The sequence below is a fragment of the Marinobacterium marinum genome (genome assembly GCF_013868415.1).
GTDB lineage: Bacteria > Pseudomonadota > Gammaproteobacteria > Pseudomonadales > Balneatricaceae > Marinobacterium > Marinobacterium marinum.
In genome coordinates this window covers 51,362-64,576 of the sequence record NZ_JACEMT010000035.1, presented here as the reverse complement: position 1 = coordinate 64,576, position 13,215 = coordinate 51,362, and the positions used below count along the sequence as shown (strand labels likewise).

The window sequence follows — 13,215 nt, the reverse complement described above, 5'->3', positions numbered from 1 at the left end:
GCGCCACCTTATCGACGTTTAACGACCAAACACCTCAAGCACTTTCAAAATAGCCGGCCCTACAGCGACTACAAAAAAACCGGGCCAAATGCAGAAGGTCAGTGGAAAAATCATTTTTGTACCAATCTTCGCAGCCTGCTCCTCCGCCGCCTGCATACGCTTGTCGCGAAACTCCTCCGAATACACCCTGAGCGTCTCGGCAATACTGCTGCCGAAGCGGACGCTTTGGTCCAGCAGTGCGACCAGGCCACGAATATCCTCGACACCGGTACGCTGTGCCATCCCCTTCAAGGCTTCGATACGATTGACCCCGGCCCGTATTTCCACGTTGACCAGATGCAGCTCCTGGGACAATTCGGGATGACTGACGTCAAGCTCCTGCCCCACGCGCTGAAGAGCAGCGGTCAACCCGAGCCCCGATTCCACACACACCACCAACAGGTCCAGCGCATCAGGAAAACCGTTACGGATCGCCCGCTTGCGCCGCCCGGCCAGATGATCCAGCACCATGTTGGGCAGGATATAGCCGACATAGGTCGCCCCCGCACAGATCATCAGCACCTTGTCCACGGCAAGCTTCGGATTGAAGCTGGTTGCCAGCCAAGTCAACATTAGCAGGCTAATGGCCAGCAGCACTTTCAGGGCATACAGCGAACTCATGGCGTTGGGCGCACGGAATCCGGCATGGACCAGCTTGGCGTGCAACCGGCTTTTGTCCCAGTCCTTGCCCGGCAACAGGTGCCGTGTCAGCGGGTCCAGCGATGACAACACCCGGGTACCGCCGCCACTGTCATGGCGATGCCCCGGCTCGGCCGTCAGCGCCCGTACCCGATGACGGAACGGAGCGGCCATACCGCTGACCAAGACCGTAAGACTCAGCCCGAACACCAGTGCTGCCGCCGCGACCAGTCCGATCACGATATAACGGACATAGACCGCATTGCCGATATGTTCATTAATCAGTTCCAGTAGAATTTCCATCGTTCACACCTCGATTCTCAGCAGGCGTCGGATCCAGAGCGCCCCCACTAGCATCAGGACAAAACTGATCATGATCAGCTGATGGCCGCGCTCGGATCGCACCAGCGTTTCCATATACCCCGGCGTAGTGAAATAGATCAGGCCAAACAGACCAAAGGGCACCAGCATCAGAATCCAGGCCGACAGGCGCCCCTCGGCAGACAGGGTTTTCACGCGGCGCTGGAAACGAAAACGCCCGCGAATCACCGAGCCGATATTGCTCAGTATCTCGGCCAGATTCCCCCCGGTTTCCTTTTGCACCAGCACTGCCGTCACAAACGCCATCAGCGTCACACTGGGCACTCGCTCCAGCAATCCCAGCATCGCCCGACGCAGGTCGGAGCCGTAACTCAAGTCGGAATAAGTGATGCCGAACTCCAGTGAAACGGGACCTTCCAGCCCCTCGGCAACCAGGTTCAGAGATTCACTGAACGGGTGTCCGGTCAGCAGCGCGCGCTTGATAATGTCGATCGCTTCCGGCAACTGAGCCTCGAACTCCAGCATCCGCTTCTGGCGCAGGTACAGCAGGCGCAGGTAAGGAGCCACAATCAGCACAGCCGCCACAGCCAATGCCACCGGCCAGTATTTCGTTACAAACAGCAACAGGGCGAAGCCTGCGGCGCTCAGCAACAAGGACAGCACCACCACTTTGTACGCCATCACCTTGCTGCCTGACTGCTCGATCAGACGAGCCAGGGACTCCATGCCCGGCAGCGACTCAAGCTGCCGCTCCAGAGGGTTCAGTTTTTTCAGGTAGCGCGCACGCAACAGGCTGCCGATTGAGGGCTGCCCCGACTCGGGCGTGATTTCACCCAGACGCTGCTGCAACCGCCTGCGCACCTTTTTCTGTTCACCGAACACAGGAATGGACAGACTGGCCAGCAGAATAAAGACCGAGATGAACACCAGCGCCAGAATGACAACAATTTCCGTGGATTCCAGTTGCAGGTTCATTGTCTTGCCTCCTATTCGGGCTCGAACAGCGCGGTCGGTATTTCAATACCGCGCTGAGCCAAGCGCTTGTGAAAGCCCGGTACGATGCCTGTGGCCTTGAACCGCCCCAGAACATTGCCCTTCTCGTCCACCCCCTGACGCTCGAAGGTAAACAGCTCGGACATGGTGATAATGTCGCCCTCCATGCCGTTGATCTCCTGAATACTGACCAGCTTGCGGCGTCCATCCTCCAGACGCGTCACCTGCAATACCACATCGATCGCCGAGGCGATCTGTGCCCGCAACGCCTTGGTAGGAAAGCTGATACCGGTCATCGCCACCATGTTTTCAATACGTCCCAGCGCATCACGGGCACTGTTGGCGTGGATAGTGGTCAGTGAACCGTCATGGCCGGTATTCATCGCCTGCAGCATGTCGAGTGTTTCACCGCCACGCACTTCGCCCAGTACGATTCGATCCGGACGCATCCTCAGACTGTTCTTGACCAGCTCACGCTGGGTCACCTCGCCTCGCCCTTCAATGTTAGGAGGCCGGGTTTCAAGGCGTACCACATGAGGCTGCTGCAGCTGCAGCTCGGCCGAGTCTTCAATGGTGACAATACGCTCGTCGTGCGGAATGTAGCCGGACAGAATATTGAGCATGGTGGTTTTGCCTGAGCCGGTCCCGCCCGAAATCAGGATATTCAACCGAGCCTTGACGATCCCCTCCAGTACCGGGGCGACCTTGGCGTCGACCGATCCCAGCTCAACCAGATTCTGCATCGACAGCAGCTCCACCATAAAACGGCGAATCGAGATCTGCGGCCCGTCCAGTGCCAGCGGCGGAATGATCACGTTGACACGAGATCCGTCCTTGAGCCGGGCATCCACCATCGGAGACGACTCATCGATATGCCGTCCGACACTGGACACGATACGGTCGATGGTATTCATCAGATGCCCCTGACTGCTGAAACTGACCGGGCAGTGTTCCAGCTTGCCGAAACGCTCCACATAGATGGAGTCGGGCCCATTGACCAGAATATCGGAAATGGTCTTGTCATCCAGCAGCGGCTCCAGCGGCCCCAGTCCCATGATCTCGTCTTCGATCAGCTTCATGATTTTCTGACGCGACTGGGTACTGAACGGAACCGCCAGCTCCTCCATCAGCTGGCGACAGAGATCACCGATCTGACGCCGCGCCTCGGCCTCATCCAGGCTGTCGATCAGCGACAGATCCATGCGCTTGAGCAGTTCCCGGTGCAACTGCTGCTTGCAATCCAGCTCCGCCGTGGACAGGGTTTCAATCATCAGTGGCGGGCGCTCCGGTGCCGACTCCTGTGTAGCCTCCTCGGCTTCGGCTGTCTGTTTCAGTTCAACCACTTCGGCAACCCGCAGACGATTCAATCGATTACTCAGCAGTGACATGATTCAGTCCCCCTTGACCAGATGGAACAGTTTCCCCAGCAGCCCCGGACGCGCCGGGCTCCTGCCCCCGGTGACCTCCTCGCTGAGCCCGTGCAGAGCCCGGCTGATCGGAGCCCGGCGGGCGATATCCAGTAACGGCATACCGTTGTTCAGCGCTTCACTGACGTGCTTGTAGTCGTTGGGCACGGTCACGATTGGCTGATGCTTGAGCGCCTTGGACACTTCCGCCAGCGTGATCGGTGAAGCCTTGTCGTAGCGGTTCACCACCACCAGAATCCGGTGGTCGGGAATATCCAGATCCCGGCGCATCACTTCGATCAGCCGGGCTGCGTCACGCAAGTAGGTAATACCCTGCTGCAGCGTCAGCACAATCTGATCCGCCTGTTCCAGAACCGTGGAGGTGACCAGATCAATCTGGCGCGGCAGGTCCACTACCAGATGCTGATGTTCCTTGGCCAGCAGCCGGAACAGCTGCATCAATTGATCGCTGGACACTTCATCGCTCAGCAGCAGACGGTCCGACTCGGAGCTCAGTATTTTGAGCCCGCTGACATGACGCGTCAGATACCCCTCCAACGCCAGGCCATCCAGGTCTTCCACATTATCCAGCGCCTGCTTGATGCCGCGTTGCGGCTTGAGATCCAGGTAATGCGACAGTGAGCCGAATTGCAGATCCAGATCGACCAGCACGACCTTGCGCTTGCCCGCCGACGCCAACTGATGCGCCAGATTGGTGGCGATCAGGCTGGCTCCCGATCCGCCCTTGGCGTTCATGACAACGGTCAGATGAGTGTTGAGCGAACTGAGCTGATCCCGGTTTTCGCGATACAACTGGTCGACAACCCGCAGCAGCTCGCCGTCTTCCAGCGGCTCGGGAAAGAAGTCGCGAGCACCTGCCTTCATCGACAACCGCATAGCCGATGACTGAGCTTCCGTACTGACCACCAGCATCGGTACCCGCGTCTCCGGTGGGCGGGCGCACAGCGACTCCAGCTCGGCCTGCCAGCAGTCACCCACTCGAAAAATCAGCAAGTCCGGCAATTTTTCCAGCCCATGTAAGGGATCGGAATGGCCATTACTGATCAGGCGGCAGTTGATTTTCACTCCGGCGGGCATCAGGCTCAGAGCAGACTTCAGCTGTGTTAATGCCTCCGCCGAACGGCTGGCAATCAAAATCGAGAACGCCTTTTCATGGCTGACGCTTGGTGGCGTTTTCACTTCATACAGATGGTTTTGTTTCAACATGGTCGTTCTCCTAGCTCCCACAGGGAGGGGCTCCGGCCGCTACCGGATGCACCCCCAGGCTTTCCGCCGGCAAGGTGGTGACAAAATCCAGCGCATCCAACGAAATATCGAAAAAGGGAATCAGCATCTGGTGGCTGTAACCGACAATGGCAGACTGTACGTAGTAGGTATTGGAGGTCGAGGTTGCCGGTGTGCTGCCGTCCTCCTGCAGATAGCGAATGGCGACGTTCGCCGCCGTGAACTGCGGCAGTAAAGTGCCGCCAAAGGCGCCCTGTTCACGGGCAAATAACTGCCCTTCTGTCGTCACCGGACACACCACGGCCAGGCGTGCCGCCCGGCGGGTCGCTTCATCCAGCACATTCCAGGTAAACAGCAGTCGTCCCAGTTCAATCAGGCCAAACAGCACGATAAACAGCACCGTTCCCGCCAGCGCAAACTCAACGCTTGTGAGACCCTGTTGTCGCTTCAACATGGCTTGTCTGACCATCTCAGCTCCCCCCCAATACACGCATGCTGATCGAACTGTGTAGCGTAAAGTCGATATCGACAGGGTCGCTCAGGCCGAAGGTCGGCAACTGGCTGAACAGCATGGGTGAATAATCGTACTGAACATGCACCTGTACCTCACTCAGGCCCGGCACGGCGCAAAAGCTGACGTCCGCCGCAGTCAACCCGGGCAACACAGGTTCGTCACCGCCCGGCTCGGCACCGTACACGATCAGATTACGAGCACGGGTCTCCAGATTGTCCGGCAAGGGCGTCCCTGAGGCTGTCGTTACGGGACAGACGTTCAACACCAGCTGCTGGCCGTAGTTCAGTTGGGTTGCCAGCAGGCGAGCACCACTACGCTGCGCCTGGGTCAGGGTGTTGTACTGATACAGCATGCGGCCAATCTCGGCCGTCGCCAGCATCAGCAACAGCAACAGGGGCAACACCAGCGTGATTTCAACAACCGCCAGACCTTTCTGGTGTCGCATGGCAATGGCATCGGATAGCGGCATCATCACGAATCTCCACTATCGGTGTCTCGAAAGAGCACTATTTTGAAAACCGTATTGGGATCGGCCGGTGTACTGGTGAAGGTTCCTATGGCGTCACAGCCTTCCGACTCGGAATAGAACTGTCCAAATACTTCAGCGTCGCCCCCGACCCCAACATCCTGCATCAGGAAGAAACAGCCTACGGTGTAGATATATACGTCCTGACTGGTCCCGGTCGTTGTCCCCGTGCAATCACCGATAGGCAGCACCAGCTCACGCCGCCCACAGGCTTCACCATCCAGGCAGCCGTCAGCATAGGCAGGACTGTCCAGGTAATCCTGATAGTCGAACAACCCTTCCGTGCTGGTACTGCCATCGGCACGGTGCACAATGGGACGACCATTGCCATCCAGCCCGTCCAGTACCAGCCGGTTATCGCCGTCATAGTCGACCACCACATCGGCCGGGGCCTGATCCGGCCCGATAGGACCGCTGTAAATCCCCAGGCGGGTATTCAGCCCCTGCCCGACCGGGCCCGATTTGTTACCCGGTTCGGTATCCGCTGCCTGGTCGTCACCAATGCTGCTGCACTGGTTGGCGGTCCCGGCCAGCGCCTCACGCAGATCACCGCCCCCGGTGCCATCCAGGCGCAGTAACCGAAAGTTGCCCGGCCCCACATCCGTACCGCTGCCACCGGCCAGCTTGATGACACTGACATCGTCCAGGCTACTGATATCGTTATTGCCGTTATCGACATAGCCAAAATAGTTGCCGTCATCCGGCCCGCAGTCATCCGCCGGATTATCCGGTGTAGCCGTCCCATTGCTGTCACAGCCACAGGCCAGTATCGGCAACAGATCACAGGTGTTGGCATTCAGACCGATCGGTCCGGCCACGGCACTGGCGCTGACCTCCTTGTCCGCAAAGCCCACAACTTGCAACAGCCAGACCTCCAACGGCAGATTCAGTGCGGTAACACGCACATAAGGAGAACCGTCCGCCGCATCCGTGAAGGGATTCAATGTCGTCGAAAACTCCACCTTTAACGGTGTTTCCCCTTCGCCATAGGCCTGCTGCAACTCATGATTGTCAGCCAGTCCCAGGTTGCTCAAGAACGTTGCCAGCGCCGAGGTTTCAGCTGCGGCGTGAATGGTTGCCAGGGATGTATCTTCCGGAAAGTCGGCCACTGTTCTCGCCGCACTCAGTGCCGCCGCATCCACCGCATTTTGCAACCGGGTCTTGTTCAGCAGCAGATGTCCGCCATCCATGGCCAGACCGGCCATCGCAATCAGGGCCAGCAGCGCCACGACAACCAGTACCATGACGGCACCCTGCTGCCGGTTGTAGCGCTTCAACTGTTCGATTCGGCGTTGCATATTCGCCTCCTTTCAAAGCCGGCCTGAATCCGGCTCCGAATGGTTTTGTACGGCTTTTGACTGCCTAGTTGCCGATGTTGATTTCAATATCACCGGCCACACCAGAGGCGCTTTCCGCCTGGCCGCGATAACCGGTAATCACCTTGTGAGCCTTCTCTCCATCCAGCCGCAAAGGACCATGCTGATCGGCGGCATTCGGGTTGTGTGTCTGCACCTGCATCATGGCGTCGACGGCCTGCCCTTGCGGCGGGTGTGGCGGGTTAATGTTGCAGCCTGAAACCAGCAGCCCGGTCGCCAGAGTGATCAGAATCCAGTATTGAGTGTTCATGACAGCTTCTCCTCTCGGGTCCGGGTTATTCGATGCTGTGGCCGAAAGTCGACTCACTGCCATCGTTCATCGGGAATACTCTGACGCTGTCGGCCTCGGGTTCGGCCGCCATAGCCTCGGCAGCCGTCAACTGTGTTCCGGCCACAGTTCGAGATGTACCTCGTGTACGCCCCAGCAGATAGAACTCCGCATCGGTCGGCTCAACAAAACCGTCACCGGGCAGTTTCAACCCTTCATTCTTGAAAGGCTGAGCCAGGGTCGGCGTTACCAGAATCACCAGTTCCGATTCCCCTTTTTCAAACTCGGAGCTGCGAAACAGCTGGCCCAATACAGGTACATCACCAAGGCCCGGAAACTTGTTGACCGCTTCACGCGTACTCTCGTTGATCAAACCGGCGATGCCGATGGTCTGGCCGTCCCCCAGCTCCACCGTAGAGCGGGCGCTGCGTCGGGTCAGGGCCGGAACAAAATAGGCACTGCCCGAGCCGACGGTATTACTGACCGAATTCATGCCGGTCAGCTCACTGACGCTTACGTTCAAGCTGAGGTTGATGGTGCCCGAGTCCAGCACCACGGGCAGAAACTTCAGCCCGACCCCGAATTCCTTGAACTCGATGGTGATGCCGTTTTCATTCGGAACCGGGATGGGAAATTCGCCCCCTGACAGAAACTCGGCTTCCTGACCGGTGAGTGTGGTCAGTGTCGGTTCCGCCAGCACCTTGGCACTGCCGTTTTCCTTGGCAGCATCAAAGGCCAGCTGGAACAGCAGGTTACTGTCGACGTACTGGGCAAAAATCGCCTTGCCCGCCGCCGTGATCGGATTGAGAGAGGCATCCGACGTCAACCCGAACTGGCCACCGGTCGAGGTGCCGCCCAGGCTCCAGTGATCATCACGGGTATCCAGCGCGTGAAACTTGACGCCCAGTCGCTTCATCACGCTGCGTGACATTTCTGCCACGGTCACTTTAAGCATGACCTGCTGCGAGCCGCCCACCTTGAGCAGATTAACCACTTCCCCGCCCCTGGCACCCTCGCCATCGGAATTCGGCAGGAAGCTGTCCGCCAGTCGAACCGCCATATCCATGGTGCCCACGTTGGACACCTCGCCACTCAGCAGAATGGAATTTTGGGCCGAGTTGACGCGAATATTTTCCCCCGGTGCCATTTCATACAGTTTGGCTTTCAGACTGTTCACATCCGGGGTAACTTCCACATCGATAGAGGCCGTCAACTGGTTGCGCTTGTCCCAAAGCAGCACATTGGTGGTACCCACCCCCTTGCCCAACACGTAAATCTGCTGGGAACGCATCACCAGAATATCGGCAATCTCTTCATTGCCAATCGATACCTTGTGTACCGGTCCCTTCAACTGCACGATGCGGGACTTGAACAAGGGCACGGTCAGACGCTCAATGGTGGTATCCGCACCGGCCTGCACAGTGGCAGCCCCGGCGAGACCGCTCATCAACATCAGTACCAGCATCAGCAGGGCCAGCAGCAGGACCGGCAAGGTCCCTTCTCGTGCCCCGACATTCTGACGACTGTCGGCTGTGTAGTGTTCTTGTTGTTTAGCCATAATCCGATCTCCTCAATCACCTGGCGGTGAGCACCCCGACTACATGGGCACCCGCTTGCGCTCCCAGTCCACACCCTTGATCACGATCACCGAAGGCGGCGCACTGTAACGCGGAGCCTGGGGCTTTTTCGTCGGCACCGGTGCCGGAACAGGTACCGGCTCACTGACCGGCGCTTCTTCAGCGACCTGCAGCGGCAACTCTTCCGTCACCGGGTTTCTCAGCGTCAGCTGGATGCGCCCTTCTTCTCGGGCCCGCGCCAGCTCTTCCGACTCCTGCGGGGTCAGTTCCAGCGTAACTGCCCGCACCACAACCGGATCGTTCTTGTCCGTACGCGCCTTCTGGTCGACTGCCAGCACCTTGATATCCCGCAGCACGGTTTTGGCCTTGACCGTCTTGCCCTCGTTTTTCGTGGCGATGATATCGACATGGTTGCCCGGCAACAGGAAACCGGCGACACCGACCACATCATTCACGCGTACGGTAAAGGCGCGTTTTTCCGGGTCGATCAGGGCGGCCAATGTCGCACCTTCTTTATGATCACTGAGACGCTCTCGGCGCAGCGCATCACCGGCCAGAATGTCCTGCAGCGACACCATGCCTTCCACTTCCGCCGGGTCGGCAATACTGTTGGCGGGCACCAGATCATCCGGCATCGCCTTGATTTTCAGATGCCGGCGCTCGATCGGCTGGCCATAGGGAATATCCATCGCCGCATACACGACGGGGGTTCCCTCGGCGGCGACGGCGGTACTGCCCGGCAATTGCTGCTTCAGCCAGGCATTGGTATAAACGGCAGCCCCGGCGGCCAACAGCACCGACAGGGTCAGCAGTAGCAGTGTTCTGCCCTTAAACATGGTCATTCCTCCTGTTCAGGGTGGTCGAGGACATTTCCACTTCGGCATTCAAGCTGACGAAGTAGCTGTCCCAGGCCCAGGTCAGAGACTCGATATCCAGAACGGCGGCATCGCCGTCCATGTAACGCACGCGATCCTGCGCCATGCCCAGCAGATCCCTAGGGTGGCAGGGACGCAGCCCCACCTGATGCCCGGCATGCAGCTGAGTCAGTGCAAACTCCAGCAGGGCGGGATCAAAGCGAATTCCCTTCTCGGCGCAGACCTGTTGCCAGATCCGGCCATATTCGTCGGCTTGCAGAAAGCCGAAATAGATCTTGTAGCCAATACGACGCAGAAACGCCTCGTCGGCCAGATCCAGAGGATTGATGTTGGAGGAGAACACCAGTATCTGGTCGAAAGGCGTCTGGAAATGACGTCCGGCCCCCAGTGTCAGGTAGTCCTGCTTTTCTTCCATCGGTACGATCCAGCGGTTGAATATCTCCATCGGCGTCGCACGCTGGCGCCCCATGTCGTCAATGATGAAGATGCCGTTGTTGGCCTTCAGCTGCAGGGGAGCCTGATACTCCTTGGTCACCGGGTTGAAATGCACTTCCAGCATATCCATGCCCAGTTCGCCGCCGGTCACCACCTCAGGGCGCTTGCAGCGCACAAAGCGCGGATCATGCCCCTGGTTCAACATCAGGTTCGGTGAGGGTTCGGCGCTGTCGACCGGCTGGTGCAGCAAGGGATCAAACAGAGCGATGACCTGCTCATTGACCGAAATCGCGTAGGGAATCAGACAGGTATCCGTAAACAGTCCGGTCAGCTTTTGCGTGATATAGGTCTTGCCGGTCCCGGCAGGACCATAGATAAAGATGGCACGCCCGGAATTCATTGCCGGACCCAGTTGCTGCTTCAGGGCATCCTTGAGAACCACCCCGGAGAAGACCCGGTTCAGCGTACCGGCCGTGACCTGCGTGTGATGTACGGTCTGAGCCGCCACCACCTCGCGATACCGCTGGATCGGCACCGGAGCCGGCCCCAGGTAGCCGCTGCGGGCATAGGCATCAATGGCCGTGTCACGGCCACGTTGCGTCAGACCATAGCTGAGCTCACGCTTGTCAAAGCCTTGCCCATGCACATCAATCATCACTTCCTTGCGCAGAAACTCGATCAGCTCTTCCAGTACCGGCCCCGCCAGCGCCAGACGCTGCATCAATTGCCTGGCCGTCAGTAAACCGGCATCGTAAAGATGCTTGAGCATCAGTTCAGTGAGGAAGTGACGGCTCAGTCCCGTGTCGGCCAGAGCCAGAGGCCTGGCGACCAGAGCCTGCAGCTCCGCCGTCGGCACGGACAGGTCGTTGTCGAGGCCCTGCGGGGCTCCGATGTTGGTTACATCATTCATTGCATTACCCCCAGCGCCTGCAGTTGGTAACCCAGTTCGGTGGTCAGGTGGTAAAACTCCAGATTGTTGTCGAACAGCCCCTGTTGAATCAGGACGCCGCCGGCAATGGAGATCGCAAACGGAAAGCGACGCCGCGCCACCGATCCGGCCTCCGCCGGCAACAGCGTGCGTGCCGAAATCATCACCAGGTAGCGGCGATACTGATTGCCCAGTTCACCACTGCGCAGCACCATGTAAAAAGCCACGCAGCCACCGATTACCAGCGCAAAGCATCCTGCCGTCAATACGGCGGAAGGGCCGATCAGGCTGCCCACGGCAGCCATCAGCTTCACGTCTCCGGCCCCCATGCCTCCGGTCAGATAAAACGGCAGCAACACGGCCAGCCCGACTCCGGCACCCTGTAATCCGGCGTACCATTCCGGGCTGGGCAAAAATATCGTGTGCAGCACCAGCCCCAGAGCCAGCGCACCAAAGGTCAACCAATTGGGAATACGGTTGCGGCGCCAGTCCATGAGCACCGCCTGTATCAGCACCAACAGCAACAGGAGCGTCGACAAGTCATATGTATAAAGTTGCAACATGTTAACCCCCTGCTTGCCAATGAAATGCCAGTAAAGACCTGCTCAGCAGGTTCCTCGGGTAGCGCCTCCAGCGGCACCGTTCTGAATCACATCGGCCAGATATTGGATTGTCAGTCCAACTTCACAACCCAAATCGGTAAAGGCCACAATCACTGCGGCCGCCACCAGGCTGCCCGCTACGGCATATTCCACCGTGGTCAATCCTTCCTCTTCCTTGATGAAGTCCACCAGTTTCCGAGTTATAACGTTCATGAGTCCGCCCTCATTTTTAAAGTGCCCCCTTGGGCCGAAAGCCGATACAACTGCGCTCACCAGCAGGGGTGTGTACCGGGTTTGTACTGACTATAGGCAAGCGAAACGGAGGGTGTTGAAACAAATTTGCAAAAAAAATAGGACAATTCTGAGCGGCACTGTTCCAGATTTGATACAGCGATGGCCTATATCAAACCTGTAACAGAAAAGTCGATTTTGCATAAAAAATGTACAGGTTAATGCGACACTCTTGTGTCAATTGTTCACTATACTGAACAGACTCCGGCTCACGGACTGACCGGTCGCCCCCACATCTGTCTATAACGATTACAATTCAGTGGGAGACTTTGGATCATGTCTCAATCCGGCACGCTTACACTGCTGTGGCTGGACCTGCGCAGCTTTGATCGGTCCGCTACCTTTTATGAACTGTTCGACAAGCGGTTTGAAATCGAGCGCCTGGATCTGCACAACCCCGTCTATGACCGGCAACACCTGACACCCACGGCCATTTGTGTCGATTTTGACTACCCCGACATGCACGGGTTGATGCTGGTACGCGACCTGCACGAACGCTACCACCTGCCCATCATCATGATGACGGAGCAACATTCCGAGTCGTTGATGGTCTGGGCGCTGCGGGCCCGCATCTGGGATATTCTGCTGAAGCCGATGCAGGCATCCGCCGCGGAATATCAGGTGAATGAACTCTATCAGCGGCTGGAGCAGGCCAGCCAGACCCCCGACCGGCTGGATGATGTCAGCCCGATGCTGAGATTACCGGAGGAGTCCCGCTTTCACGGCAGCAGTACCGAGGCCCGAACGGTCCATCCGGCCCTGTCCTACATGCAGCTGCATCTGGGTGAACGGATTAATGAGGAACAGCTGGCACAACTGTGCAACCTGCGTCCTCTGCAGTTCAGCCGTCAATTCAAAAAGGCATTCGGTGTCGGCTTTCAGGAGTTGCTGCAACAGCTGCGGATACAGGAGGCTACGCGCCTGCTGGAGAATCCCGACCTGCCGATTCTGGATGTGGCCTTGGCCGTCGGGTATCGCGACCATTCCTATTTCTGCCGGGTGTTCAAAAAGTATCTGGGCGTTACTCCCAAAACCTTCCAGGAGCAGCGACAGTGGCAAAGCGAGCAGGAACAACAGCAATTTATTGCCGTTAAGCTGCAGGCGGTTGCGGGCCTCAATCAGCCTACGACACCGCCTTCCACTCGGGCCATCCGCCGTTCATGCTGACGGCGGATGGCCC

General features: G+C 58.2%; 14 protein-coding genes. 1 reads left to right on the top strand and 13 read right to left on the bottom strand.

The window, feature by feature from the left end:
- Positions 1-18 precede the first annotated feature (18 nt).
- The 13 genes from H1S06_RS03455 to H1S06_RS03395 all read right to left on the bottom strand — a co-directional run bounded on the left by H1S06_RS03455 (position 19) and on the right by H1S06_RS03395 (position 11,957).
- Positions 19-981: a type II secretion system F family protein gene (locus H1S06_RS03455; RefSeq protein WP_181737272.1), complete on the bottom strand. Its 963-nt coding sequence runs from the start codon at positions 979-981 to the stop codon at positions 19-21.
- A gap of 3 nt (positions 982-984) precedes the next feature.
- A complete protein-coding gene (locus tag H1S06_RS03450) occupies positions 985-1,974 on the bottom strand; it encodes a type II secretion system F family protein (RefSeq protein WP_181737270.1) in 990 nt (329 codons plus the stop codon).
- Between the two features lie 11 nt (positions 1,975-1,985).
- Positions 1,986-3,380, bottom strand: a complete 1,395-nt coding sequence (locus H1S06_RS03445) for a CpaF family protein (RefSeq protein ID WP_181737268.1) — start codon at positions 3,378-3,380, stop codon at positions 1,986-1,988.
- A gap of 3 nt (positions 3,381-3,383) precedes the next feature.
- A complete protein-coding gene (locus tag H1S06_RS03440) occupies positions 3,384-4,625 on the bottom strand; it encodes an AAA family ATPase (protein WP_181737266.1) in 1,242 nt (413 codons plus the stop codon).
- 10 nt (positions 4,626-4,635) lie between these two features.
- Positions 4,636-5,112, bottom strand: coding sequence for a TadE/TadG family type IV pilus assembly protein (locus H1S06_RS03435; protein WP_181737264.1), 477 nt, complete (start codon positions 5,110-5,112; stop codon positions 4,636-4,638).
- A 1-nt stretch (position 5,113) separates the two neighbouring features.
- A complete protein-coding gene (locus tag H1S06_RS03430) occupies positions 5,114-5,629 on the bottom strand; it encodes a TadE/TadG family type IV pilus assembly protein (RefSeq protein WP_181737262.1) in 516 nt (171 codons plus the stop codon).
- Entirely contained in the window at positions 5,629-6,981 is a 1,353-nt protein-coding gene (locus H1S06_RS03425) for a pilus assembly protein TadG-related protein (protein ID WP_181737259.1), read from the bottom strand. Before H1S06_RS03425 ends, H1S06_RS03430 begins: the two co-directional genes overlap by 1 nt.
- Before the next feature lie 64 nt (positions 6,982-7,045).
- Positions 7,046-7,309, bottom strand: a complete 264-nt coding sequence (locus tag H1S06_RS03420; protein ID WP_181737257.1) for a hypothetical protein — start codon at positions 7,307-7,309, stop codon at positions 7,046-7,048.
- A gap of 25 nt (positions 7,310-7,334) precedes the next feature.
- Positions 7,335-8,885 carry a type II and III secretion system protein family protein gene (locus H1S06_RS03415; protein WP_181737254.1) on the bottom strand — a complete coding sequence of 517 codons (1,551 nt, stop codon included), beginning with the start codon at positions 8,883-8,885 and terminating at the stop codon, positions 7,335-7,337.
- 39 nt (positions 8,886-8,924) lie between these two features.
- Positions 8,925-9,740 (bottom strand): Flp pilus assembly protein CpaB, encoded by an 816-nt coding sequence (gene cpaB / locus H1S06_RS03410; protein WP_181737252.1) that lies wholly within the window; start codon positions 9,738-9,740, stop codon positions 8,925-8,927.
- A complete protein-coding gene (locus H1S06_RS03405; RefSeq protein ID WP_220183746.1) occupies positions 9,733-11,124 on the bottom strand; it encodes an AAA family ATPase in 1,392 nt (463 codons plus the stop codon). Before H1S06_RS03405 ends, cpaB begins: the two co-directional genes overlap by 8 nt.
- Complete coding sequence (locus tag H1S06_RS03400; RefSeq protein ID WP_181737250.1) at positions 11,121-11,705, bottom strand: A24 family peptidase; 585 nt, start codon at positions 11,703-11,705, stop codon at positions 11,121-11,123. Before H1S06_RS03400 ends, H1S06_RS03405 begins: the two co-directional genes overlap by 4 nt.
- Before the next feature lie 42 nt (positions 11,706-11,747).
- Positions 11,748-11,957: a Flp family type IVb pilin gene (locus H1S06_RS03395; protein ID WP_181737247.1), complete on the bottom strand. Its 210-nt coding sequence runs from the start codon at positions 11,955-11,957 to the stop codon at positions 11,748-11,750.
- Positions 11,958-12,311: 354 nt separating this feature from the next.
- On the opposite strand from H1S06_RS03395, the gene H1S06_RS03390 reads away from it, so the two are divergent.
- Positions 12,312-13,202: a helix-turn-helix transcriptional regulator gene (locus tag H1S06_RS03390; protein WP_181737245.1), complete on the top strand. Its 891-nt coding sequence runs from the start codon at positions 12,312-12,314 to the stop codon at positions 13,200-13,202.
- Positions 13,203-13,215 lie beyond the last annotated feature (13 nt).